This is a genomic window from Streptomyces sp. CB02366 (genome assembly GCF_001905905.1).
Lineage (GTDB): Bacteria > Actinomycetota > Actinomycetes > Streptomycetales > Streptomycetaceae > Streptomyces.
The window spans coordinates 1-24595 of sequence record NZ_LIVT01000026.1; the positions used below are offsets into that span (position 1 = coordinate 1).

Below are 24595 nucleotides of genomic sequence, written 5' to 3' on the forward strand. Positions count from 1 at the left end.
TTCAAACGACTCGCTGTGCGCTGGGAACGCCGCACCGAACTCCACGACGCCTTCGTCTCCCTCGCCTGCAGCCTCATCTGCTACCGACGCCTCAAGAGGACCCGACCATGATCGTGTTACGAGCTCTTATAGCGTTGATCGCGGACATAGATCACAGGTGGTTTCCCGTCGCCGGGGTCGCGTTTGTCCACGTCGAACAGCCCGATCGCCTCTACGAGCCCCATGAGCTTGGGATAGCCGTAACTTCGGGGGTCGAAGTCAGGTCGGCGCTTCCTGATGATGTCACCGACGCCGCCGAGGTGAGCCCAGCCGTCGTCGTTCGAAGCCGCCTCCACGACACTGCGCAGCAAGTCCTCCAGTCCAGGGTCCCTCAACCTGCCCGCTACAGCCTGCGCGGTCTGTCGCGGCATCCCGCCCGCAGCCTGCGGGATGCTCGGGGTGTAGGTGAGGTTTTCCGTGTAGATGAACTTGTCGCACGCCGCGACGAATGGCTTGGGCGTTTTGCGTTCGCCGAACCCGTACACCGTCAGGCCAGACTCACGGATGCGGGCGGCAAGGCGAGTGAAGTCGCTGTCGCTGGAGACGATGCAGAATCCGTCGAAGCGTTCCGTGTAGAGCAGGTCCATGGCATCGATCACCATGGCCGCGTCGGTGGCGTTCTTGCCCTTGGTGTAAGCGAACTGCTGCATGGGCTGGATCGACTGTTTGAGCAGTTGATCCTTCCAGCCCTTAAGTGAAGACCCCGTCCAGTCGCCGTAGGCTCGCTTGACGTGAGCGGTGCCGTACTTGGCGACCTCGGCCAGCAGGCTCTCGACAATCCCGGGTTGGGCGTTGTCGGCATCGATGAGCACCGCTAATTTGGCGGCGTTCGCGCTGGCGTCCATGCTGCTCCTGTCGTGCTCGAAACCGTGCGGTGGCGATGCTAAGCGGTTTCCTCCCCCGAGGGGGCAATAATCGCGATCTCGGTGAAACTGGCGGATGTCCGCCTCGCCCGCCGTACGCGCTCGCGCGACCTGGTGGAGCGCCACCGCGCCGACATCCGAACACAACCGGCCACCAACCTGACCCATTACCTCGTCCACCACGTCGGCGAGCGGCTCGATCTGACGTTCCAGCACCTCATGGACCGCGTGATGCAGGCGCAAGCTGAGCCTTGGCGCGTGGTCGCCGGGAGGTTCTGGAGCTGCTCACCCCCAGGCTGTCTGTGCGATCGTGATCAGCGCCGCCGTGCCTGTGACGGCTGCGGGGCCGGGGCGGCTGCTGCCGTGTGCTCTGGAGCGTCGGGGCGCCGTGCCGCGCTGTCGGCCCAGGCTGGGCTGTTGGCTTGTGCTGCGCGGGCCTGTGCGCTGGGTGCCGGCCTTTCGCTGAGGCGTTGGATGCGCCAGGCCAAGACCCGTGCGGGGCGGCGCGCGTCGTTCAGGGCGCGCTGGTCGGTGACCTGTTGGAGGAGCTGTTCCGGGTCGTGTCCGGCTGCTTCTGCCTCGGAGAGGGCGGTGGTGAGAGCCGCGAAAGCGGGGTCTTCGATGATCTGTTCCGCGTGCTCGGGCACGCCTTGGCGTAGGCAGTGGATCTGCCGTTCCACGGCCTGCTGGGGTGGCTGGCGCTGCGCGAGGGAGGCCAGGGGTGCGGCTGCGGCTTGGTCGTAGGCGGCCTGGAGGTGGAGCAGGGTCTGGTGGGCGGCGGCGACCTGCTGGTCGTGGTGGCGGAGCTGGTGCCAGCGGGCAGCGGCAACGACCACGAGGATCGCCGCGTCCAGGAACATCGCCAGGGCGGCGCCGTCCTTGGGGGCGGGCTCGCGGAGCATGGCGCGTACGGCGCCGCGCAGGGCGCGGGCGTGGTGGTGTTCGGCCCGGATGCGGGAGCGGGTGGCGCGCTCGAACGCGGTCGCTGCCTCTCGGAGTTGGGGGCGCAGGGTCTGGGGTGCGAGGAGGGGGAGGGCGTCGACGGCTTCGCCGAAGGCGGCAAGGTGAGCCTGGGAGGCTTCATCGTCTGTCTGGTCGAGGTGGTGGGGGATGCGTTCGGCGGCGGCGGTGGCCTGGTGCCAGGGGTTGGACCTGCGCCGGCCTGGCTTGCCAGCGGACTGTGAGGCGATGCTCTCCAGGCGCTTTTGGATCTTGGGGAAGGAGAGGTCCGGGGCGAGTTCGGAGCCAGAGAACCAGACGGGCTCGTTGTCGGCGGTGGTGGTGTCTTCGCTGGTGACCTTGTAGCCCCGCACGTCACCCGAGGGGAAGTGGACGACCTCGACGAGCACACCGTCGAGGTGGTTGAGCAGGTGGACGAACTCCTCCACGCTGGTGGCGGCGGCCACGGCGGTGCGCACGGTGGCGCGCAGCCGTTCGCGGGCGGGCTTCTCCTGGCCGGCGCGGCGGGCCTTCTCCTGCTCGGCACGGGTGGTCCGCTTCGCAGCGGTGCGGTCACCGCGGACCACTTGGAACAGGCCGTATTCCTTCTCAATGGCGGCAAGTTCCCGGTCGGCGGTGAGGTAGTCGTTCCAGTGGCGTGCGGTGCGCAGGTCCGCCCGGACCTTGGTGGCAGCGATGTGGATGTGGTCGGGAGCGTGGCGGACGGCGACCCAGCGGCAGTCGTCCGAATCGCCTTGCGGTGCTATGCCGGTGGCCGCCACGACGCGGCGGGCGATGTCGGCCCACTCCTCGTCGCTGAGGATGCGGTCACTCTCGGCGGCGCGGATCGAGCAGTGCCACACGTGCTGCTCGGGAGCGCGGCCCAGCCGCCGGGCCTGCTTGACGTGGAGGTCCAGGTCGGCCACGAGGAGCCTCCTGGTGGCGTCGAAGTCGTCGGCGCGGCCGGGGTCGGGGGCGAAGCCGTCCCAGGAGGTGACCAGATGGGGGTCGGTGTGGTCCTTGGCCTTCTTCGTGTCGAACAGATACCGGATCAGTCCGGCGGTTTCCTTGCCGTTGCTGATCTTCGCGATCATCGGGCCGCCTTCTTGGTGACGGCTTGGTTCGCGGCTGTGGCAATGTGGCGGACGGTGGCGCCGACGGCGGTCAGGGTGCGTTCGGTCTGGGTCAGGAGTGCGGTGTCCACAGGGTGTGGATGGCCGCCTGAGTTGAGCTTCTTGGCGATCTGGTTGATGTTGTGGCCGATCTTGGCGACCTCGCCACGCAGGGCGGTCAGTTCGTCGATGTAGTCGTCGAGCGGGGTGCGCTGGCCGGGCAGGGCGAGGTCGCCCTGGACGTGGGCCATGACGACAGCGCCGACGTAGTGGGCGCCGGCGATGTTCAGCGACCGCGCCATGGCGAGGATCTCGGTCTTCTCGTCGACGCTGTAGCGGGCATCGACACGTTGCTTGCGCTGGCCGTTCGGGTCAGGCTTGCGGCGTCGGGCGACACGGTGCAGCGCGGCGGCTTCGGCGGCGCGCGGCAACTGGGCGGCGACGGTGTCGGCGATCTGTTCCTTCTCGGGTGCCCCCCGGCGCCCGAGGTCCTCCGCCACCCCCGGGGCGGAGACTTCCCCGTTGCGGCCGTCCTTGGACGGTCCAGCGGGATACCTTGCTCCGCCCGGGGCTGGGGTGGTGGTCGAGTGCTGGGCGGTGGGGAGTTCGTGGTGCGGGTCGTGCACGGTCTGGTCTCCGTGTTCCTCGTCGTTGTGCGGACGGCTGGTGAGGGCGTGCTGCGGTGACGGGTGCGGACGGGCTGGACAGCTGCGGGCTCCGTCGCCGGCGGTGTGCGGCCACCGTGCTCGGTCCCCGTTCCTGGTCCCTTGGCCCGGTCCCCACCGCGGTCCCCGGTCCCCTGGGGGACCGGTCCCGTGAGGCTTCGGTCCTCGGCGGTCGGTCCCGTATTGGGGACCGTCTCCGCCTCGGCCGGTCCCCTGTCTCGGTGACACCTCGGTCTGTCGGGGACCGAGTGGGGACGGTCCCGGCGTGCGAGGTCCCCGGACCGGCTCCGCATGCCGCAGGGGACAGGTGCGGGGATCGGCCTCGTGGCGCCCTGAGCAGCGGCTTCGTGCCTGTGGCGGCGGGTTACGCCCCGTTCCCGCCGGCCTCGTCGGTCCCCTGGCGCAGGTCCTCACGGTCCCCGGTCCCGCTTCTGCCGCGGCCTCCGGCTGGGGACCGGGACCGGGGGCCGCGAGCGTCGGGGACCGGTCCCCGGTATCTGGGGGGACCGGGGACCGACGGGTCGTCAGGGGGACGGTCCCCGGGGCAGGGGACGGTCCCCGCGTACGGCCTCCGCCGGGCCTGCCGGATCCCCGCAGGGCCGGGGGGACCGGGGACCGCGCGGTCCCCGGTCCCCCCGGCAGGGAGGTCAGGCTGCGGGGTGGCGTCTGCGGTCGGGGCCGTCGAGGATGACGCGCTCGGTCATCTCGGCGAGGCGGGAGGCGACGCGGTCTCCGAGGGCGGCGCGTAGGTCGGCGGTGGGGAGGTTGGTGGTGATCAGCGTGGGGCGCAGGTGCTCGTACCGGTGGTTGATCAGCCGGTAGGTGAGCTCCTCGGTCCACTCGCTGGTCTTGGCCGCTCCAAGGTCGTCTAGGAGCAGCAGCGGGCACTTGGCCAGGGACTGCAGCTCGCGCTCGCTGTCGAAGCCGGAGCGCGGACGCAGTCGTGCGTACAGGTCGGCGGCGGTGACGGCCTCCCAGCGCAGCCGGACCCCGGCGGCGAGGAGGCCGCGGATGGCGCCGTACGCCTGGTGGGTCTTGCCGGTGCCGGTGGGGCCGGCGATCAGCAGGGACGAACCCTCCGAGATTCCCGGTGCGCCTGCAGGTCCGGGGCGGCCGGCGCGGGCGATCTCGTCCACCCAGGCCGTGACTTGGGGGTGGTCGGTCAGCGCGCGCCGGTAGCGGGCGGGGATGCGGGCGTCGGCCAGCTCCAGCGCGGTGACGGGCTCTGACGGCGGCTCATGCGCGGCGGCGTCGGGGCCGATGCCCCGCTGGGTCAGGATGGCACCGAGGCGGTCGGCTATCCGGCCGACCTGGTGCGGGGCTTGGGTGAGGGTGGCGGTCACAGGTCACCTCCGTAGGCGGCGGCGACATCGGCTGGGTTGGTCCACGGTTGGTGGGTGGCGGCGGGCGTGGAGGCGTTCATGGCCTCGTGGACGAGGCTGGGCAGGGTGCTCGGGTGCAGGCCCTTGGCCCGGTGCCGTGCGAGGCCCACCCGTACGTGGACCGGGTCGATGCCTTCGTCGAGGAGCCTGCGCACCTGCCCGCCGAGATGGCTGAGGACGTCTCGGGGCGGTCGGTGCGTGCACGCGGCGGCGTACTCGCCGATGAGGTCCTTCGCCGAGACGGTCTGCGGCGCGGGGGCGCTCGCGCCCCCCAACGGGGTAGTTCCTAGATCCCTGATCCTAGGTCCTAGATCCGGACCGTGAGGGCTCACCGCAGGCTCAGTGAGTCCTCCCCGCACCTGCGGTGACGGCTCACTGGATCGCTCCTGACCTGCGGATTCGCCATTCACGGCAGCCTCCGTGCTTCCTCCTTGCTCCCTCACGGAGGGCTCCGTGACTGCTCCGTGCACCAGCGGTGAGGGCTCACGCGTGACGCCGAGGTCGTGGTGGGGGCAGGCGGGGTTCCGGACGCCGCTGGGGCGGTTGATCTTCTGGTGCTTGGCGAAGGAGACGATGTGCAGGTACCGCTTGCCGTCGTCGCCCTCGTAACGGCAGATCAACCCGGTGGCGTCGAGCTGGGTGAGATCGTCCTCGACCTCCACCGGGCCGTGCTCGCGGCGCAGTGACCACAGCTGGCCGGCGATGACGGCCGCCTGGTCTCGGAACCGGCCCTGGTCGTCGGCGAGGGTGAGCAGCCCGAAGAAGGTCCGCTCGGCGGACAGGGACACGGCCGCGAGGGACTCGGACGCGAACGCCTCGGGCTTGATCGTGCGGATACGGGCGATGCCGATCGACCACCTTTCGAAAGCGGGGGCAGGGAAACCGGCGAGGCCGGGATGCGTGGACAACACAGCCACACCCAGGGTCTAGAAGTCCAGTGTTGGTTCTAATCCCCGACACAACTTCTTCCGGCCGCATGACGGTAGACCCGAAATCGCGGTTGGCCAAATCAACCGGCAATTTCACCGGTGGTCGGCGCATCGCTCACAGCAGACAGGAAAAGCGTTCCCAAGTGGCCCGGACGCAAGCTACAACACACCAATGCCGCCACGCCCTCTCGAAATCGGACCCGCCGGACAAGCCGCAGCGCGCGCCATCGAGCACACCCGCACCGCCCGCGGTTACTCCCAGCGCCGACTCGCGGCACGCGTCACCGCGCTGGGTCGGCCCCTGACCTTCACGGCGCTGTCCCGCATCGAACGCACAGTGCGGCGCTGCGACATCGACGATCTCGTCGCCATCGCCGCCGCCCTCGGTACCCCACCGCACACCCTCCTCGCCGACCCGCTCGCACACCCTGGGCCGGTCGGAGCGGGCGAAACATAGCCGACGATCGCCGGTTAGCCAAACCGGGGATTCTCCGCATCATTGTCCTGACGCCGAACCCGGCTGCCTGTTGTGGGGTCTCCCTTGCGAGTCCCCGGAAAGGAAAATCCCTCTGTTGTCCGATTCCGTGATATCTCCGGCTCTTCCCCGCCTGTATACGGCCCGGGAAGTCGCCGAAGCCCTGGGCTGTTCCGTCTGGTGGGTAAAAGAACGCGCCCGGCGCCGACTCATTCCCTTCACGTACGTGGGCGGCGCCTATCGCTTCACTGCGGAACACGTCGGGGAAATCGTGCGGGTGCACGAGGAAATTCCTTCACGTCCCCGGCAGCGCCCTGTGCTGCCCGTCTCCGTATCCGTCCCGGTGTCCGCTGCCCGCGAGCCCGGCGTCGCCTCGTCCGGACCCGCGCTCACCGCACGGCCACCGCGTCGGCTGCTCAAGACCCAGTCCCAGTACAACATCACCGTCTAGACAGCCCCAGCGAGAGAAGGGAGGGAACAGTTGGGGTACGCGGAGAAGCGCGCCACCTACTGGCGGGGCCGGTACAAGCTCGCCGACGGAAAGTACGGCACCGTCTCCGACCCGACGGGCGCCGTGGTCAAGTTCTCCACCAAGCGGGAGGCCAAGCAGGCGGCCGACGCCGAGGAGGTCGCCGTCCGCCGCGGAGAGTGGCGGGATCCCGCAGCCGGCCAGGAGACCTTTGGCGAGTACGCCAGCCGCTGGTACGCCGACCAGGACCTCGCCGCGTCCACCATGCAGAACTACCGGCGTCACATCGAGGAGCACCTCCTCTCCACCTTCGCGGGCAAGTCCCTCTCTGGCATCCTCCGCTCCGACGTGGAGCGCTGGGAGAAGGCGGAGAAGGCTGTCTACGCGGCCTCCAGCGTGAAGACCTGGCGCTCCACCCTGCACCTCATCCTCGAGGACGCGATCGACGAGGGCCTGATCACGTCCAACCCAGCCGCCCGGCGGCGCGGGCGTGGCAAGCGCGCCGGTCGCTCCCGCGACCGCGGCCCCGAGAAGGTCATCACCGACCCGCTCGGTGCTCTGCTGCTCGCCGAGCGGGCGGCCTTGCTCTCCGGCCGGGACGACGAGTTCGTGGCGGTGATCCTCAAGACGTACACCGGCATGCGGTGGGGCGAAATCGTCGGCTTGGAGACGGAGTTCGCCCGTCCCGGAGTCGTCCGCGTCGAGTGGCAGCTGTACGAGCTCGACTCCGGCGAGCTGGTGCGCGTGCCGCCGAAGGACGACAGCTACCGCACCATCGACGCCACGGACTGGCTGTCCGCCCTCGTCGCCGACCACATCGCCCGTACGAAGCCGACCCCGTGCCCCTGCCACGGCAAGATCTACGTCTTCCGAGGCCAGGGCGCCGCCCGTACCGCTGGACACGGCGGCGCGAAGCTCGTCGATGTCGCCCGCCGCGCCGGAGTCTCCACCGGCACCGTCTCCAACGTGCTCAACCACCCCGAGCGCGTACGGGAGGAGACGCGCGTCCGCGTCGAACTCGCCGTCGCCGAGCTCGGCTTCGTACGCAACGCTGTCCCCTCCCAGGAGGCGGCCCACTGGAGGCGCAACGGCTTCGCCACCTGGCTCTTCCAGCCGGCCGCCACCGGCTGGTATCCGAAGAAGGCACCCCAGGAGCCGCGCCCCGTGCCGCTGCTTGGCGAGCCGTGGCCAGGCGTCCCGGTCCGCGGCCGGAGCGCGAGCCAGCGGGCCGATGCCTGCTGGCTACCCGTTGCCAAGGGCCTCACCCCGCACGGCCTGCGTCATTCCCACCGCACCGTCATGGAGGACCTCGGCACGGAGAAGGTCCTCATGGACGAGCGCATGGGCCACCTCGACGGCTCCGTCTCGGCTCGCTACGCACATGTGACTCCGGGCATGCGCCGCCGTCTCCTCGCCGGCCTGACCAACCAGTGGGAGGCGGCCCTCGACGCCCGCCGCGCGATGTGCCCGCAGTCCCCGGTGCAGGTGCTGGACCGCCTCCTCGCGCTCGCGGCGTGAGGAGCCGGGGGTTGGGTGCGCCGTTGTCGCGGCGATAGAGCGGTGCGGCAGGCTCGGCTCTGCAGTACCGAGTCCGCCTGCCGCTCACGCATGTACGGCCCAGTGCCGTCGACGCACCGGGCATCAGGCGCGGGTCGCGGAATCAGCCGCCGAAGGTCGCCTGGAACGCACCCTGGCCCGCCTGCACGAGCATGGCCAGGCCGGGAGTCGCCGTGCCGATGGCAGTGAGCGTCGTCTGCAGCTGCTCGTATGCGGCGCGGATTCGGCCAGGCTCGGGCTGGTCGGCGGTGGCGGCCTCCTCCAGCACTTCGGCGTCCGTGAGGATCTGGCTCTGCTGGTCGTCGGCCGAGCCCAGGGTCGGCGCGAACTGCCTGACCATCTGGGCGAACTCCGCCAACTTGGACGCGTCCAGACCGACGTGGTTGTTCTGGACGACGTGCTGTTGAGAGCCGACGACGAAGCCCTGGGAGTTGTTGATGTTGTAGGTATCGCCGCCATTCGGCTGACGGCTCAGGTAGTCGTTCACGCTTCCTCCGGCAAGTACGCAACGTGTGCCGGCCGCGGTGATCCGGACCGTGGCACCGTCGTTGGTGGAGTGGATCTGCACGAGGCTGTGATCGGCTAGGTAGTCAAGTGCGCCGAGGGCCTCGGCCTCGGCCAGGAGGTCTCCGGCGAAGCTGCACTGCGGATCGTCGGTGTAGGACAGGACCTCGATGGCGGAGTCCCGTCCACCGGTACGCAGCACCCACTGCAACAGCACGTCGCAGGCGTGCCGGAAGCGGGCGACCGCGTCGGTGCGAAGGTCGAGAAGACGCCTGGCCTCTAGGATTCCGTCGTCCGTGGGGTACACCTCCGAGTCGTCACCGCCCATACCCTCCACGACACGGACGAGCCCGAGCCGCTTCAGTCGCAGCGCCATCTCGGTCGCCTCTTCAGCCGGCAGGCCCTCGGATTCGAGAAAGACGGCTACGTCGACGAAACGACCCGGATTCTGACGCGAGGCGTCGTACAGCCAGATCAGGAGCCGGGACAGGTACGGGTCGCTCTCGATCCCGCTCGCGCTGGACAGCGCCAGCGTCCCCAGGCGCGGGGCGTCCACCTCGACAGGAACGCGCACGGGATGCTTGCGGTTCGCCCGCTCGAACTCCTTGGCGATCTCTTTCTGCATCTTCTCGATGGCACGCCTGTTGATCTTGAATCCAGCCAACCCGGGCCTCCTGAGGACACTGATCCCTCAAGGCTAGACCGCACCACTGACAGAGTGGGCTTCGTGAACGCGCACGTCCCCAGGCTGGTCACGACCCGCTTCGTGCAGCGCCGTCCGCTCCCCGCTGGGAGACCCCGACCAAGATCGTCTCCCAGATTTCTCCCAAACGATCTACAAAACCAGTCAGGGGCCTGATTCGATCTCTCGAATCAGGCCCCTGACCTGGCATTTCACTGTCGGGGTGGCGGGATTTGAACCCACGACCTCTTCGTCCCGAACGAAGCGCGCTGCCAAGCTGCGCTACACCCCGATGTCCACCGGACTCCCGGCGACATCGATTACTTTAGCCCACCTGCGGCCGGAGGCGAAATCCGGTTTTGCCCGGCCTCGCGGAGGTCCGGTGCCCGGGGTCCCCGTACGCCCCGCGCACCGGTCCGTTCCCCGGGCTCAGGCCCTCGGCGTGAGCGTCAGCAGGGTGGCTTCCGGGGGGCAGGCGAAGCGGACCGGGGTGTAGCGGTTGGTGCCGCAGCCGGCGGAGACGTGGAGGTAGGCGCGGCGGTCGCCGACCGTGTGGGTCGACAGGCCCTTCACCCGGTCCGTGTCCAGGTCGCAGTTGGTGACCAGTGCTCCGTAGAACGGGATGCACAGCTGGCCGCCGTGGGTGTGGCCCGCCAGGATCAGGGGGTAGCCGTCGGCGGTGAAGGCGTCCAGGGAGCGCAGGTACGGGGCGTGGACCACGCCGATGGAGAGGTCGGCGCCGCTCGTGGGGCCGCCCTGGACCTCGGCGTACCGGTCCCGCTTGATGTGCGGGTCGTCCAGGCCGGTGAACGCCAGCTCCATGCCGTCGAGCTTGAGCCGGCCCCGGGTGTTCGACAGGTTCAGCCAGCCCGCCTCGTCGAAGGCGTCGCGCATCGGCTCCCAGGGGTTGTGGACGACGCCGACCGCGGGGGCGTTGCCGTTCAGACCGTGCTTGCCCTGGACCTTCTCCAGGAGGTAGCGGGCCGGGTTGCGCAGCTTCGGGCCGTAGTAGTCGTTGGAGCCGAAGACGTACACCCCCGGGAACTCCATCAGCGGGCCCAGCGCGTCGAGCAGCTCCGGTACGGCGTCCGGGTCCGAGAGGTTGTCGCCGGTGTTCACCACGAAGTCGGGGCGCAGTCCGGCGAGCGACTGCAACCAGGCGCGCTTCTTGCGCTGACCGCTCACCATGTGGATGTCGGAGACCTGGAGCACGCGCAGCGGGCGTGCCCCGTGCGGGAGCACCGGAATGGTGACCCGCCGCAGGCGGAACGAGCGGGCCTCGAACCCGGCGGCGTAGGCCAGCCCGGCGGCGCCGACCGCCGCGCCGACCGCTGTGATTCTCAGGGGGACTCCGTAGCGTGCGCGCATGTGCCCATCGTCGCAGACGGGGCCGCACGGCCGGGAAAACCGGTGGGCGGCCCGGGGCCCGCACCTGTCACAATCACGGCATGACCACGCTCAAGTCCAAGCTCAAGGAAGACCTCCACGCCGCCATGAAGGCACGCGACGAGCTGACCTCGTCCACCCTTCGGCTCACCCTCACCGCGATCACCAAGGAAGAGGTCAGCGGCACGTCGGCGCGCGAGCTCTCCGACGACGAGGTGCAGAAGGTGATCGCCAAGGAGGCGAAGAAGCGCCGTGAGGCGGCCGAGGCGTTCGCCCAGGGCGGCCGGACCGAGCAGGCCGAGCGGGAGAAGGCGGAGGGCCGGATCCTGGACGGTTATCTGCCCCAGCAGCTCACCGACGACGAGCTGAACGCGATTGTGGCCTCCGCCGTCGAGGAGGCGAAGGCCGCCGGGGCCGAGGGGCCGCGCGCGATGGGCGCCGTCATGAAGATCGTCAACCCGAAGGTGGCCGGGCTCGCCGAGGGCGGCCGGGTCGCCGCCGCGGTGAAGCAGCGCCTCGCCGGCTGAACCGCCGCCGGGCACGGAGATAAGGGCGGGCGCCCCGGTCACCACCGGGGCGCCCGCCCTTTCTCCGCTTCGCCGCCCTTACGGGTCAGGGGCCCTCGTGGCCGCCGCCCCGGCCGCCGCCCGGCCCGTTGCCCGGTCCGCCGATCACGCCGTCCGGGAGCTCGATGCCGGGGAACCGGTTGCCGTCGTCACCGGGCTTGCGGTCCTCGCGGTCCTCCCCGTCCCCGCCGCGGCCGGGGTTCCGGTCGCCCTCCTCCTTGTCTCCGTCCTCCTTCTCCTTGCCGCGGGGCACGGAGACCGGGTTGAAGCCCGGGGTCTGGGAGGCGTCCAGCGCACCGGTCATCGCGATGCGCCAGATCGGGCCGGGCAGGCAGCCGCCGCAGACCTTGTCGTAGTACTGGCCGCCGATGGTGACGCCGAACATCGAGCTCTTCTCGCCGATGTCGTCGCCGACCCACACCGCGGTGGAGAGGTTCGGGGTGTACCCGACGAACCAGGCGTCCTTGCGGTCGTTCGTCGTACCGGTCTTGCCAGCGTTGTCCCGGTCGCTGAGTCCGGCCTGCGTACCGGTGCCGTCCTCCACGACGCCCTTGAGCATCTGGTTGATGGTGTCCGCGGTCCTCTCGCTCATCGCGCGCGAGCAGGAGGTCTTCGGCACGGGGACCTGCTTGCCCTGCGGGTCCTTGATGGACTCGATGGCGATCGGCGTGCAGTACGTGCCGCGGTTGGCGAACGCGGCGTACGCGCCGGCCATGGAGAGCGGCGTGCTCACCTCACCGCCGAGGGTGATCGACGGGTACTCCCCGACCTTCTTGCCGTCCCCGCGCTCGTACCCGAGCTTCTTGGCCATCTCGACGGTCTCGCAGAGGCCGGCCTTCTGCTCCAGCAGCGCGAAGTAGGTGTTGATGGACTTGCCGAGCGCGCTGGTCATGTCCCAGGTGCCCTTCTCGGACTCCAGCTCGTTCTGCAGGGGCCAGTCCGCGTAGCCGGCCGGGGAGCCGGAGCAGTTCCGGAAGTCCCGCTCCTTGAGCGTCATCTTCCAGTCCGTCGAGAACGACGTCGCCGGGCTGATGCCCTTCTCCAGTGCCGCCGCCGCGGTGAACGGCTTGAACGTCGAGCCGACCTGGAAGCCGTAGGTGCTGCCGCCCATCTTGTTGCTGACGGCGAGGTTCAGCACGGTCTCGTTCTGCTTCTGGTCCAGGCCGTACGGGCGGGACTGGCCCATCGAGAGGATCTTGCCGCTGCCCGGCTGGACCTGTACCACGGACGCCGCGAACTTGTCGGCCTTGTTGACCTTCGCGGTGGCGGCCTCGTTGGCGGCCTTCTGCGCGCGCGGGTCCAGCGTGGTCCGGATGGTCAGACCGCCGAGGTTCCAGAGCTTGGCCCGGTCCTCCTCGGTCTTGCCGAAGGCGGGGTCGGTGAGGATCGTCTTGCGGACGTAGTCGCAGAAGAAGCCGGAGCCGCTGACGGCGGTGATGCAGCCGTTCTTCGGCCGGGAGACCTTCAGCTGGATGGGCGTCTCCATGGCCTTGTCGGCCTGGGCCCGCGAAATGCTGTCGACCGCGGCCATCCGTGCCAGCACGGTGTTGCGGCGCTTGGTCGCCTCCTCCGTGTCGTTGACCGGGTCGTAGCGGCTCGGCGACTGGACGAGGCCGGCGAGCAGCGCGGCCTCCTCCAGCTTGAGGTCCTTGGCGTGCTTGGAGAAGTAGCGCTGGGACGCGGCTTCGACTCCGTACGCCTGCTGTCCGAAGAACGTGATGTTGAGGTAGTTCTCCAGGATCTTCTTCTTGCCGAGCTCCTCCTCGACCTGGATCGCGTACTTCAGTTCGCGGACCTTGCGGCCGAGCGTCTGCTGGGTGGCCTGCGCGACCTTCTCCGGGTCGTCGCCCGCCTCCTCGACGAAGACGTTCTTCACGTACTGCTGGGTGAGGGTCGAGGCGCCCTGCGCGGTTCCGCCCGCCTGTACGTTGCGGTTCATCGCCCGCAGGATGCCCTTGAGGTCGACCGCGCCGTGCTCGTAGAAGCGGGAGTCCTCGATCGCGATGATCGCGTCCTGCATGTACGGCGAGATGTCCTTGAGCGGGACGACCGTGCGGTCACGGGAGTAGACCGTGGCGATGGTGCCGCCGTCGCGGTCCTGGATCGTGGTCCGCTGGCTGAGCGGCGGCGTCTTGAGGTTGGAGGGGATCTCGTCGAAGCCTTCGACCGTCCCCTTCGCGGCGAGCCCCAGCGCTCCGGCTGCGGGCAGCGCGATGCCTGCCAGGACAGCTCCGGAGAGCGCGGCGACACCGAGGAACTTGGCGGCCTGCTGGGTCGTGGTGAGACCCCCGCCCGAGCGCTTTTTTGGCATGGGGGCAGCCTAACCAGTTGTGATGAACGTTTCGTAGGAGCAGGGGCCTCTCGGAGCGTTCGCGCACCAGACCGTGACATCCGGGTGGGCCGGACGGCCGTCCCCCGATTGCCGACCGGCTCTCCGCGGCTCCTCGCGGGGTGGCGCCCGGGGGTGTCCGGACAGTCCGTCCGAGCCTGCGGCTCCTCGGCGTCCGGGGGAGCGTTCCCGTCGCCTCGCCTCGCGGCACCTGCGTGTGGCGCGGGCGCGGGCGTGCGGCGGCTACGTTCGCATTCGCCGGACAGGCGGGCAGGCGTTGGCCTAAGCTGCTCTCAACTGTCACAGCAGACCGGTTACGTATCAAGTCCCCTGCCGCCCCATGCACATCTTCTGGTCATTCTTCTCCTGACCGGTGAGCAAGCGCATTGCCTTCATCGCCCTTCGTCGTGGCACCGAGGCGCTCCCGAAACGCCCCGTATGCCAGAAGAAGTCCCTTGCGACTTGAGTGCACTGTCCGTTTTTCGCAGGGTTGGTCCCGCATGTCCTTCGCTCACTCCCCTGGGTGATCTGCCGCATACGCATAGTCCGTTCGGACCATTCAAGATTGGGCCCGAAGGGGGTGTTGTGCTGTCCCCACCTTCCGTAACGTCCACAACTGGCAGCGGTGAATATGCCGTTACCGCCGTGGGGGAGCCTCGATTCGGGAGAGGACGGCGCCGGGATGGGCTGGGTAACCGACTGGAGTGCGCAGGCAGCCTGCCGCACTACCGATCCGGATGAACTGTTCGTACAAGGGGCAGCGCAGAACAGAGCGAAGGCGGTGTGCACCGGATGCCCGGTGCGGACCGAGTGCCTGGCCGATGCGCTGGACAATCGCGTCGAGTTCGGCGTGTGGGGCGGCATGACGGAGCGGGAGCGCCGCGCGCTGCTGCGCCGCCGGCCGACCGTCACGTCCTGGCGTCGACTGCTGGAGACCGCGCGCAGCGAGTACGAGCGGTCCACCGGCATCCTGCCCGGAGTCATCGGGCTGGAGGACGAGGAGCTGCACGAGACGTACGCCGCCGTGGGGTAGGCGCGGTCCGCCGACGCCGCGCGCAGGTGGACGCGGGCGCAGCCGCTGAGTACGGTCCGCGGGCGGGCCGTGCGCCGACGGCGCGCCGGAGCCCCGCCGTGCCCGGATGCACCGGGCGCCGCTACGCCGCTCCGGCCGGAACCGGGTCCGAACCGTCCGCGAGGCGGTCGCCGATGGCCCGCAGGCCGTCGAGGTCGTGTACGTCGCCGGGCAGCGCCGCCACGGCCGTCACCGCCACCTCGGGATGGAGCGCGGTGAAGCGGTCGCGGGTGCGGCTCTCGCGGGCGACGACCTGCATGCGCTCGGCGTGCAGGCGCAGCAGCCCCGCCGTCAGTTCCTCGATGCCGGTGCCGGTGCCTTCGGCCTCGTCGGCGGCGTCGGTCTCATCGGCGGTGTCGATCTCGTCGGGTGCGTCCGTGGTGGTGTCCGTCGTGTCCTGGTGCTCGGGTGCGGGCTCGGGGCCGGACGCCTGCTCGGCCTCGGGGGAGAGGGGCGGCTCGGTCGGTCCGGAGGCGGCGAGGGCCGGGTCGGGGGCGTCCCGGTCGCCAAGGCCAGCTTTCCCGGCCTCCTGATCCACAATGCGGGCGTCGTCAAGATTTTCCGCGGCGGCCAGCGCCTGCTCGGCCGAGAGCCGCGCGGCCTCGCTGCCGTGCACGCGGTTGAGGACCAGACCGGCCAGCGGCATGTCCTCGGCGGCCAGCCGCTCCACGAAGTAGGCGGCCTCGCGCAGCGCGTCCCGCTCCGGCGTCGCCACCACCAGGAAGGCCGTGCCGGGGGCCTGGAGCAGCTTGTACGTGGCGTCCGCGCGGCTGCGGAAGCCGCCGAACATGGTGTCCATCGCGGCGACGAACGTCTGGACGTCCCGCAGGAACTGACCGCCGAGCAGCTTGCCCAGCGTGCCGCTCATCATCGACATGCCGACGTTGAGGAACTTCATCCCGGCCCGGCCGCCCACCTTCGCGGGCGCCATCAGCAGCCGGATGAACTTTCCGTCCAGGAAGGACCCCAGCCGCTTCGGCGCGTCCAGGAAGTCCAGCGCGGAGCGCGAGGGCGGGGTGTCGACGATGATCAGGTCCCACGCGTCGCGCGCCCGCAGCTGCCCGAGCTTCTCCATCGCCATGTACTCCTGCGTACCGGCGAACCCGGCCGACAGGGACTGGTAGAAGGGGTTCTCCAGGATGGCCCTGGCCCGCTCGGCGTCCGCGTGCGCCTCGACGGTCTCGTCGAAGGTCCGCTTCATGTCGAGCATCATGGCGTGCAGTTCGCCGTCGCCCGCGATGCCGTCGACCCGCCGGGGGACGTTGTCCAGCTGGTCGATGCCCATGGACTGGGCGAGCCGGCGGGCCGGGTCGATGGTGAGGACGACGGCCTTCCGGCCGCGTTCGGCGGCCCGCACGCCGAGGGCGGCGGCCGTCGTGGTCTTGCCGACCCCGCCGGAACCGCAGCACACGACGATCCGGATGCCCGGGTCGTCCAGCAGCGCGTCGACGTCGAGGGGCGTGCCGACGCCGGTGTCCGGGGCCGGGCCGGCCGGTCCCGCGCCTGCCGTCTCCGTACCGGTGGTGTCCGACCTCATGCGTCCCCCTCTTCCCCCGCGCCCTGCTTGCGGAGCTCCGTGGCCAGGTCGTGCAGCGCGCCGAGGTCCACCCCGTCGCCGATCAGGGGCAGTTCGGCCGTCGGCAGGCCGAGTCCGGCCAGCACCGCGCGCTGCTCCCGCTCCAGGCCGACCCGCTCGGCGTGCTCGGCCGCCTGCTCGACCAGGGGGCGCACGAGGGCGGCGGAACGGGTCACTCCGGCCCGGGTCAGCGCCTTGGCGATCTCCCCGCGCCGACCGCCCGCGGCGGTGCGCAGGGCGTCCTCGTCCAACAGGTGCGGGCGGACCATGTTCACGAAGACCCGGCCCACGGGCAGTTCGGCGGCGCGCAGCTCGGCGATGCCGTCCGCGGTCTCCTGGACCGGCATCTCCTCCAGGAGCGTGACCAGGTGCACCGCGGTCTGCGGGGACTTCAGGACCCGCATCACCGCCTGCGCCTGGTTGTGTATCGGGCCGATCTTCGCCAGTCCGGCGACCTCGTCGTTGACGTTCAGGAAACGGGTGATCCGGCCGGTCGGCGGGGCGTCCATGATCACGTGGTCGTAGACGAAGCGGCCCTGTTTGTCCTTGCGGCGTACGGCTTCGCACGCCTTGCCGGTCAGCAGCACGTCCCGGACGCCGGGCGCGATGGTGGTGGCGAAGTCGATCGCGCCGAGCTTCTTCAGGGCCCGGCCCGCGCCGCCGAGCTTGTAGAACATCTGGAGGTAGTCGAGGAGCGCGAGCTCGGCGTCGATCGCCAGCGCGTACACCTCCCCGCCGCCCGGCGCGACGGCGATCTTGCGCTCCTCGTAGGGGAGCGCGCCGGAACCGAAGAGCTGGGCGATGCCCTGCCTGCCCTCGACCTCGACGAGGAGGGTGCGCCTGCCCTCGGTCGCGAGGGCGAGCGCGAGGGCGGCGGCGACCGTGGTCTTACCGGTGCCGCCCTTGCCACTGACGACCTGGAACCTGCTCACGTATTCGAGCCTAACCAGTCGGGCCCCGGCCTACGCACGGGACCGTACGTGCCAGGCGTTACAGTCGGGCCCATGACCAAGTGGGAATACGCGACCGTGCCCCTTCTCGTGCACGCGACCAAGCAGATTCTGGACACCTGGGGCGAGGACGGCTGGGAGCTGGTCCAGGTCGTTCCCGGCCCGAACAACCCCGAGCAGCTCGTGGCCTACCTGAAGCGGGAGAAGGCGTAGTGGCGGGCGCCGTCGAAGCGCGCCTCGCCGAACTCGGCCTGACCCTGCCCGCCGTCGTGCCGCCGCTGGCCTCGTACCAGCCGGCCGTGCAGAGCGGGGTGTACGTGTACACCTCCGGCCAGCTGCCGATGGTGGACGGCAAGCTCGCCGTCACCGGCAAGGTCGGCGCCGAAGTCACGCCGGACGAGGCGAAGGAGCTCGCGAAGACCTGCGCGCTCAACGCCCTGGCGGCCGTGAAGTCGGTCGCCGGCGACCTGGACCGGATCAAGCGCGTGGTGAAGGTCGTGGGCTTCGTCGCCTCGGCCACCGACTTCACCGGCCACCCCGCGGTGATCAACGGCGCCAGCGAGCTGCTGGGCGAGGTCCTGGGCGACAAGGGCGTGCACGCCCGCAGCGCCGTGGGCGTCGCCGTGCTGCCGCTGGACGCCCCGGTCGAGGTCGAGGTCCAGGTGGAGCTCGTCGAAGCCTGAGTCCCCGCTCGTACGTCCTGCCGATCCCGCCCGGTCCCACGACCGGGCGGGATCGTGCGTGTACGGGGGCGGTGCGGGGCCCGGCACGGGCGTACGGGAGGGGGCGCGGGGGCAGGGGGCGCGCCGGGGCGCCGCCGCCTTCCGGGGGCCTCTCGAACATCGGCGCGGATCCGGATAGCCTCCGGCCATGTCCCAAGGTCAGTGGTACCCCCCGGAATGGCCCGACCGGATCAGGGCCCTCGCCGCCGGTGAGCTGACGGCCGTCGCCCCTCGGCGGGCCGCCACCGTGATGCTGCTGCGCGACGCGGGTACGGGGGGCGGTGCGGACGGCGGCACGACGGGCCCCCTCGTGCACATGCTGCGCCGGCGGACCTCCATGGCGTTCGCCGGGGGCATGTACGCCTATCCGGGCGGCGGCGTCGATCCGCGCGACGACGACCGGCTGATCGGGTGGGCCGGGCCCCCGTTGGAGCAGTGGGCCGCACGGCTCGGCGTGGCGACGGCCGCCGAGGCGCAGGCCGTGGTCTGCGCGGCGGTGCGCGAGACGTTCGAGGAGGCGGGCGTCCTGCTCGCCGGGCCGGCCCCCGGGGCCGTGGTCGGCGACACGACCGGGGACGACTGGGAGGCCGACCGGAAGGCACTGGTCGCCCGGGACCTGTCCTTCGCTGATTTCCTGGAGCGGCGCGGTCTGGTGCTGCGCTCGGACCTGCTGGGCGCCTGGGCGCGCTGGATCACCCCCGAGTTCGAACCGCGCCGCTACGACACCTGGTTCTTCGTGGCCGCGCTCCCCGAGGGCCAGCGCACCCGCGACGTGTCCACCGAGGCCGACCGCACGGAGTGGATCGCCCCCGGCGAAGCCGCTCGCCGCTACGACGCGGGCGAACTGCTGATGATGCCGCCCACCGTGACCACGCTGCGGGCTCTCACGCCGTACCGGACGGCCGCCGAGGCGCTCGGGGCGGCGGAGGGGCAGGACCTGGCCCCGGTCCTCGCGCAGGCCCGTCTGGAGGGCGGTGAGCTGGTGCTGAGCTGGCCGGGGTACGAGGAGTTCACCCGGCACGTGCCCGCGGCGGGGCCGGGCGGTGGTGGGGCGTGACCGACGCGACCGCCCTGCCCGGCCAGCCGCGCGGAGCGGTGGCCTCCGGCCCCGCGACCGCCCGCGCCGTCAACGTCCTCGCGCCCAACCCGTCCGCGATGACCCTCGACGGGACGAACACCTGGATCGTGGCCGAGCCCGACTCCGCTCTCGCGGTCGTCATCGACCCCGGGCCGCTCGACGACGCACACCTGCGGGCCGTGATCGACGCGGTGGAGCGGGGCGGGCGGCGCGTGGGCCTCACGCTGCTCACCCACGGGCATCCCGACCACGCGGAGGGCGCGGGCCGGTTCGCCGAGCTGACGGGCACGAGGGTGCGGGCCCTGGACGCGGCGCTGCGGCTGGGCGACGAGGGCCTGGGGGCGGGCGACGTGATCACCACGGGCGGCCTGGAGCTGCGGGTGGTGCCGACGCCCGGGCACACCGCGGACTCGCTCTCGTTCCATCTGCCCGCCGACCGGGCGGTGCTGACGGGCGACACGATCCTCGGCCGCGGCACGACGGTGGTCGCGCACCCGGACGGGCGGCTCGGCGACTACCTGGACTCGCTCAGGCGGCTGCGGTCCCTGACCGTCGACGACGGCGTCCACACGGTGCTGCCGGGCCACGGGCCGGTGCTGGAGGACGCGCAGGGGGCGGTGGAGTTCTACCTGGCCCACCGCGCGCACCGGCTCGCCCAGGTGGAGACGGCGGTGGAGGCGGGGCACCGTACGCCGTCCGAGGTGGTGGCCGCGGTCTACGCGGACGTGGACCGCTCCCTGTGGCCCGCCGCCGAGCTGTCGGTACGGGCGCAGCTGGAGTACCTCGCCGAGCACGGGCTCATCTGAGGGCTGCCCCGCCGTCCCCGGCGGGCGCACGACGAGGGCTACGGCAATCGCCGCGTTGCCGGAACGCCCGCACGCATCCCGCATGCGTCCGGTATTTCGAAACACGCCCCAGGGCGCCGACGCGAAGGGCCCCGCCGACCGGAGCGCGTACCGGTGGGCGGGGCCCTTCGCGTCACGTCCACGGGGCGTCGGCCCCGTACGGAGGCGGGCCTCAGCGGGAACGCTTCGCCAGCCGCTCCACGTCCAGCAGGATGACCGCGCGGGCCTCCAGGCGCAGCCAGCCGCGGCCCGCGAAGTCGGCCAGCGCCTTGTTGACCGTCTCGCGGGAGGCGCCGACCAGCTGGGCCAGCTCCTCCTGGGTGAGGTCGTGCACGACGTGGATGCCTTCCTCGGACTGGACGCCGAAGCGGCGCGACAGGTCCAGGAGGGCGCGGGCGACACGGCCCGGCACGTCGGAGAAGACCAGGTCGGACATCTGGTCGTTGGTCTTGCGCAGCCGCCGGGCGACCGCGCGCAGCAGCGCGGTGGCCACCTCGGGCCGGGCGTTCAGCCAGGGCTGCAGGTCGCCGTGGCCGAGTCCGAGGAGCTTGACCTCGGTCAGCGCGGAGGCGGTCGCCGTACGGGGGCCCGGGTCGAAGAGGGACAGCTCCCCGATCAGCTCGCCGGGGCCGAGCACGGCCAGCATGTTCTCGCGCCCGTCGGGCGAGGTGCGGTGGAGCTTCACCTTGCCCTCGGTGACCACGTACAGGCGGTCGCCCTGGTCGCCCTCGTGGAACAGCGCGTCTCCGCGGGCGAGGGTCACCTCACTCATCGAGGCGCGGAGCTCCGCGGCCTGCTCGTCATCGAGCGCCGCGAAAAGCGGGGCGCGCCGCAGAACGTCGTCCACGAGTTCTCTCCTTGTCGGCCTGTTCCGGAAACCGTGGTCCCCATCATGCCGGACGGTAAAACAGTGCGATCAATCACAAACCAGTTTGACGCACGGGCGTCCTGGAACCTAAGGCAGGGGTCCGATCGGGGGTGGAAATCCCAGGACAGCCGTGGTTGTCGGTGGCTGGCTCTAGGCTGGCCGGGTGTCCAGAAAGCCGGGGAGTACGCGTGCCGAGGGGGCCGACCGGGTGGTGAAGGGCACCGGTTCCGCTGTGGGCGAACAGACCCGGCCACGCCCGAAGTATGCCGCGAATGGCTCCCCGGGAAGGGTGACCGGTTCTTCCGGAGAGCCGGGGAAGCCGCTCCGGAAACCGGCCAGGAGGTCCGCAGTGCCATCGCCGAAGACCGGCAAGACCGGCAAGACCGGCAAGACCGGCAAGACCGGCAAGACCGGCAAGTCCGCCGAACCCGTCCCGGCCGTCGCCGCCGACGCCGAGGCTCCCGCCAGGACAGCCGCCGCCGGGGTGAAGGCTCCCTCCGGTTCCAGGTCGGCCTCCGCCAAGGCCCCGAAGGCCGAGTCCCGTCTCGCGATGGTCCGCCGGGCGCGCCGGATCAACCGCGAACTCGCCGAGGTCTACCCGTACGCCCACCCCGAGCTGGACTTCCGCAACCCCTTCGAGCTCCTCGTGGCCACGGTCCTCTCCGCCCAGACCACCGACCTGCGGGTCAACCAGACCACCCCCGCCCTCTTCGCCGCCTACCCGACGCCCGAGGACATGGCGGCGGCCGTGCCGGAGGAGATGGAGGAGCTCATCCGGCCCACCGGGTTCTTCCGGGCCAAGACCAAGTCGCTGCTGGGCCTCTCGGCCGCGCTGAGGGACGAGTTCGGCGGCGAGGTGCCGGGACGCCTCGAAGACCTCGTCAAGCTGCCCGGCGTCGGCCGCAAGACCGCCAACGTCGTCCTCGGCAACGCCTTCGGCGTTCCCGGCATCACCGTCGACACGCACTTCGGCCGTCTGGTGCGGCGCTGGAGGTGGACGGACGAGGAGGACCCGGTGAAGGTCGAGGCGGTGGTCGCCGGCATTTTCCCGAAGAGCGAGTGGACGATGCTCTCGCACCGCGTCATCTTCCACGGCCGCCGGGTCTGCCACGCTCGCAAGCCCGCCTGCGGGGCCTGCCCCATCGCCCCGCTCTGCCCTTCGTACGGGGAGGGCGAGACCGATCCGGAGAAGGCCCGGAAGCTGTTGAAGTACGAGATGGGCGGCTATCCGGGCCAGCGGCTCAACCCGCCCGCCGCCTACCCCGGCAAGCCCGCGCCCCCGCTGGGGGCCGGGTGAGGGCGAGGCCCCCGCACGGCGGCGGACCCCCACCCCCGCAGGACGGGGCCGCCCGGAACGGAACAGCTGATGACACGCGTTGTGAATCGACGGGGGTGCCTATGACGCACACGTACACACACGGCACGGCGCAGGCCGGGAACGGCTCCGCAGAGGAGTCGGACCGCGCCGGTGGCGAGGGGGGCGCTTCCGGCCTGCCCGCGGCCGTCACCACCGACGGCCTGCCCGGCTGGCTCGTCCCCGTCGCCGACGCCGCCCGCACCGTCCGGCCGCAGCAGCTCAGCCGCTTCCTGCCCCCCGAGAGCGGGGCGGGCCGCCAGTCGGCCGTCCTGATCCTGTTCGGCGAGGGGGAGCGCGGCCCGGAGCTGCTGCTGATGGAACGTGCCGGAACCCTGCGCTCACATCCCGGCCAGCCGTCCTTCCCCGGCGGCGCGCTGGACCCCGAGGACGGCGACCAGGCCACCGTCGGGCCCCTGCGCGCGGCGCTGCGCGAGGCCGAGGAGGAGACCGGGCTCGACCCCCGGGGCGTACAGATCTTCGGCGTGCTGCCCCGGCTCTACATCCCGGTCAGCAGCTTCGTCGTGACGCCCGTGCTCGGCTGGTGGCGTACGCCCACCCCGGTCGGGGTGGTCGATCCGGCCGAGACCGCCCGGGTCTTCACGGTCCCCGTGGCGGATCTCACGGACCCCGCCAACCGGGCCACGGCCGTCCATCCGAGCGGGCACAGCGGCCCGGCGTTCCTGGTCGAGTCGGCCCTGGTCTGGGGCTTCACGGCCGGAGTGATCGACCGCATCGTGCACTACGCGGGCTGGGAACGCCCCTGGGACAGGACCAGACAGGTGCCGCTCGACTGGCGCGCATGACACGCTGGCTGTCCTGCTGCGCTGCTCCGGGCCCGGCCCGGACCCCGTCACCCCCGACGGGCCAGGTGACGAAACTGCGAGGCTATAGACGGTGAACGTGCTGGACATCCTGCTGCTGCTGGCCGCCGTGTGGTTCGCGGTCATCGGCTACCGCCAGGGTTTCGTCGTCGGCATCCTGTCGGTGATCGGCTTTCTCGGGGGCGGCCTCGTCGCCGTCTACCTGCTGCCGGTCATCTGGGACCGGGTGACCGAGGACGCCGAGGTCTCCACGGCGGTCGCCATCGGCGCGGTCGTCGTCGTGATCGTCTGCGCCTCGATCGGCCAGGCGTTCACCACCCATCTGGGCAACAAACTCCGCCGGTACATCACGTGGTCGCCCGCGCGCGCCCTGGACGCCACCGGCGGCGCCCTGGTCAACGTGGTGGCGATGCTGCTGGTGGCGTGGATGATCGGGCTGCTGCTGGCGGGCACCTCCCTGCCGACCCTCGGCAAGGAGGTCCGCACCTCCTCGGTGCTGCTCGGGGTCGACCGGGTGATGCCGAAGCAGGCGCCCACCTGGTTCCAGGACTTCTCCTCGGTGCTCGCGCAGAACGGCTTCCCGCAGGTCTTCAGCCCGTTCGCCGACGAACCGATCACGGAGGTCAAGGCCCCGGACCCGGCTCTGGTGGGCAGCCCGGTGGCCGCGCGCGCCAAGAAGTCGATCGTCAAGGTCGTGGGCACCGCCCCGAGTTGCGGCAAGGTCCTCGAAGGGACCGGCTTCGTCTTCTCCGAGCGCCGGGTGATGACCAACGCCCACGTGGTCGGCGGCGTGGACGAGCCCACCGTCCAGATCGGCGGCGAAGGCCGGCTGTACGACGCGAAGGTCGTCCTCTACGACTGGCAGCGCGACATCGCCGTCCTGGACGTCCCCGATCTGCGGGCCGCACCGCTGCGGTTCACCGGCCCCGACGACGACGCGGAGACCGGCGACAGCGCGATCGTCGCAGGGTTTCCCGAGAACGGCGCCTACGACGTGCGCTCGGCCCGCGTCCGCGCCCGCATCGACGCCGACGGCCCCGACATCTACCACCGGGGCACGGTCCGCCGCGATGTGTACTCGCTCTACGCGACGGTGCGTCAGGGCAACTCGGGCGGCCCGCTGCTCACTCCGGACGGGAAGGTGTACGGAGTGGTGTTCGCCAAGTCGCTCGACGATCCGGACACCGGCTACGCGCTGACGGCCGACGAGATCCGCGAGGACATCGAGATCGGCCGCTCGGCCGACCAGCAGGTCGACAGCCAGGGCTGCGCCCTCTAGGTTTCTTTTCACCCTATGTGATCACCCGTAGCGCTGACCAACCAGGGTGCTGGCCAGCACAAATACTCGTCAACTCGCCGAAACCGCCGGGGCGGTGGGGGCGCTTACATCGAAGTGTCCCGCTTTGGGC

At 70.9% G+C, this 24595-nt stretch carries 23 protein-coding genes and 1 tRNA gene; 12 read left to right on the forward strand and 12 right to left on the reverse strand.

Annotated elements, in window-relative coordinates:
- Positions 1-116: 116 nt before the first annotated feature.
- From AMK24_RS31370 to AMK24_RS31390, 5 genes are all read right to left on the reverse strand, one after another.
- Positions 117-1145 (reverse strand): NYN domain-containing protein, encoded by a 1029-nt coding sequence (locus AMK24_RS31370; RefSeq protein ID WP_199876552.1) that lies wholly within the window; start codon positions 1143-1145, stop codon positions 117-119.
- Positions 1146-1216: 71 nt separating this feature from the next.
- Positions 1217-2935: a relaxase/mobilization nuclease domain-containing protein gene (locus AMK24_RS31375; protein WP_073772286.1), complete on the reverse strand. Its 1719-nt coding sequence runs from the start codon at positions 2933-2935 to the stop codon at positions 1217-1219.
- A complete protein-coding gene (gene mobC / locus AMK24_RS31380; protein WP_073772287.1) occupies positions 2932-3579 on the reverse strand; it encodes a plasmid mobilization relaxosome protein MobC in 648 nt (215 codons plus the stop codon). Before mobC ends, AMK24_RS31375 begins: the two co-directional genes overlap by 4 nt.
- 686 nt (positions 3580-4265) lie before the next feature.
- Positions 4266-4961, reverse strand: a complete 696-nt coding sequence (locus AMK24_RS31385) for an ATP-binding protein (protein ID WP_073772288.1) — start codon at positions 4959-4961, stop codon at positions 4266-4268.
- Complete coding sequence (locus tag AMK24_RS31390) at positions 4958-5845, reverse strand: hypothetical protein (RefSeq protein WP_073772305.1); 888 nt, start codon at positions 5843-5845, stop codon at positions 4958-4960. The genes AMK24_RS31385 and AMK24_RS31390 overlap by 4 nt, the downstream gene beginning before the upstream one ends.
- 256 nt (positions 5846-6101) lie before the next feature.
- Between AMK24_RS31390 and AMK24_RS31395 the strand changes: the two genes are divergently transcribed.
- From AMK24_RS31395 to AMK24_RS31405, 3 genes are all read left to right on the forward strand, one after another.
- Positions 6102-6386 carry a helix-turn-helix domain-containing protein gene (locus AMK24_RS31395; RefSeq protein ID WP_073772289.1) on the forward strand — a complete coding sequence of 95 codons (285 nt, stop codon included), beginning with the start codon at positions 6102-6104 and terminating at the stop codon, positions 6384-6386.
- A gap of 115 nt (positions 6387-6501) precedes the next feature.
- Entirely contained in the window at positions 6502-6855 is a 354-nt protein-coding gene (locus AMK24_RS31400; protein ID WP_073772290.1) for a helix-turn-helix domain-containing protein, read from the forward strand.
- Positions 6856-6885: 30 nt separating this feature from the next.
- Positions 6886-8391 carry a LacI family DNA-binding transcriptional regulator gene (locus AMK24_RS31405; RefSeq protein ID WP_073772291.1) on the forward strand — a complete coding sequence of 502 codons (1506 nt, stop codon included), beginning with the start codon at positions 6886-6888 and terminating at the stop codon, positions 8389-8391.
- Positions 8392-8533: 142 nt separating this feature from the next.
- On the opposite strand, the gene AMK24_RS31410 is transcribed toward AMK24_RS31405, so the two are convergent.
- From AMK24_RS31410 to AMK24_RS31420, 3 genes are all read right to left on the reverse strand, one after another.
- On the reverse strand, positions 8534-9598 hold the full coding sequence (locus AMK24_RS31410; RefSeq protein ID WP_073772292.1) for a hypothetical protein: 1065 nt from the start codon (positions 9596-9598) through the stop codon (positions 8534-8536).
- 236 nt (positions 9599-9834) lie between these two features.
- Positions 9835-9908: transfer RNA gene (locus AMK24_RS31415), tRNA-Pro, on the reverse strand.
- A gap of 137 nt (positions 9909-10045) precedes the next feature.
- The gene (locus tag AMK24_RS31420; RefSeq protein ID WP_073772293.1) at positions 10046-10984 is read right to left on the reverse strand and encodes a metallophosphoesterase; all 939 of its coding nucleotides are present in this window, start codon (positions 10982-10984) and stop codon (positions 10046-10048) included.
- An 80-nt stretch (positions 10985-11064) separates the two neighbouring features.
- On the opposite strand from AMK24_RS31420, the gene AMK24_RS31425 reads away from it, so the two are divergent.
- Positions 11065-11529, forward strand: a complete 465-nt coding sequence (locus tag AMK24_RS31425) for a GatB/YqeY domain-containing protein (RefSeq protein WP_073772294.1) — start codon at positions 11065-11067, stop codon at positions 11527-11529.
- Between the two features lie 85 nt (positions 11530-11614).
- Here the strand turns inward: AMK24_RS31425 and AMK24_RS31430 are convergent, their stop codons facing one another.
- On the reverse strand, positions 11615-13879 hold the full coding sequence (locus AMK24_RS31430) for a transglycosylase domain-containing protein (RefSeq protein WP_073772295.1): 2265 nt from the start codon (positions 13877-13879) through the stop codon (positions 11615-11617).
- Between the two features lie 700 nt (positions 13880-14579).
- Here AMK24_RS31430 and AMK24_RS31440 point away from each other — a divergent pair.
- Complete coding sequence (locus AMK24_RS31440; protein WP_006126397.1) at positions 14580-14930, forward strand: WhiB family transcriptional regulator; 351 nt, start codon at positions 14580-14582, stop codon at positions 14928-14930.
- 121 nt (positions 14931-15051) lie between these two features.
- Here the strand turns inward: AMK24_RS31440 and AMK24_RS31445 are convergent, their stop codons facing one another.
- Together AMK24_RS31445 and AMK24_RS31450 are read right to left on the reverse strand one after the other, a co-directional pair.
- Positions 15052-16506: an ArsA family ATPase gene (locus AMK24_RS31445; protein WP_073772296.1), complete on the reverse strand. Its 1455-nt coding sequence runs from the start codon at positions 16504-16506 to the stop codon at positions 15052-15054.
- Positions 16503-17477, reverse strand: coding sequence for an ArsA family ATPase (locus AMK24_RS31450; protein ID WP_073772297.1), 975 nt, complete (start codon positions 17475-17477; stop codon positions 16503-16505). The genes AMK24_RS31445 and AMK24_RS31450 overlap by 4 nt, the downstream gene beginning before the upstream one ends.
- A gap of 72 nt (positions 17478-17549) precedes the next feature.
- Between AMK24_RS31450 and AMK24_RS33555 the strand changes: the two genes are divergently transcribed.
- The 4 genes from AMK24_RS33555 to AMK24_RS31465 all read left to right on the forward strand — a co-directional run bounded on the left by AMK24_RS33555 (position 17550) and on the right by AMK24_RS31465 (position 20101).
- On the forward strand, positions 17550-17708 hold the full coding sequence (locus AMK24_RS33555) for a DUF4177 domain-containing protein (protein WP_003967454.1): 159 nt from the start codon (positions 17550-17552) through the stop codon (positions 17706-17708).
- On the forward strand, positions 17708-18178 hold the full coding sequence (locus AMK24_RS31455) for a RidA family protein (RefSeq protein WP_073772298.1): 471 nt from the start codon (positions 17708-17710) through the stop codon (positions 18176-18178). The genes AMK24_RS33555 and AMK24_RS31455 overlap by 1 nt, the downstream gene beginning before the upstream one ends.
- Before the next feature lie 187 nt (positions 18179-18365).
- A complete protein-coding gene (locus AMK24_RS31460; protein WP_073772299.1) occupies positions 18366-19274 on the forward strand; it encodes an NUDIX hydrolase in 909 nt (302 codons plus the stop codon).
- Complete coding sequence (locus AMK24_RS31465; protein ID WP_073772300.1) at positions 19271-20101, forward strand: MBL fold metallo-hydrolase; 831 nt, start codon at positions 19271-19273, stop codon at positions 20099-20101. The genes AMK24_RS31460 and AMK24_RS31465 overlap by 4 nt, the downstream gene beginning before the upstream one ends.
- Positions 20102-20312: 211 nt before the next feature.
- Here the strand turns inward: AMK24_RS31465 and AMK24_RS31470 are convergent, their stop codons facing one another.
- The gene (locus AMK24_RS31470) at positions 20313-20987 is read right to left on the reverse strand and encodes a Crp/Fnr family transcriptional regulator (protein WP_003967450.1); all 675 of its coding nucleotides are present in this window, start codon (positions 20985-20987) and stop codon (positions 20313-20315) included.
- Between the two features lie 505 nt (positions 20988-21492).
- Here AMK24_RS31470 and nth point away from each other — a divergent pair.
- The 3 genes from nth to AMK24_RS31485 all read left to right on the forward strand — a co-directional run bounded on the left by nth (position 21493) and on the right by AMK24_RS31485 (position 24465).
- Positions 21493-22305: an endonuclease III gene (gene nth / locus AMK24_RS31475; protein WP_338012716.1), complete on the forward strand. Its 813-nt coding sequence runs from the start codon at positions 21493-21495 to the stop codon at positions 22303-22305.
- A 101-nt stretch (positions 22306-22406) separates the two neighbouring features.
- The gene (locus tag AMK24_RS31480; RefSeq protein WP_073772301.1) at positions 22407-23168 is read left to right on the forward strand and encodes an NUDIX hydrolase; all 762 of its coding nucleotides are present in this window, start codon (positions 22407-22409) and stop codon (positions 23166-23168) included.
- Between the two features lie 91 nt (positions 23169-23259).
- Positions 23260-24465 (forward strand): MarP family serine protease, encoded by a 1206-nt coding sequence (locus tag AMK24_RS31485; protein WP_073772302.1) that lies wholly within the window; start codon positions 23260-23262, stop codon positions 24463-24465.
- Positions 24466-24595 lie beyond the last annotated feature (130 nt).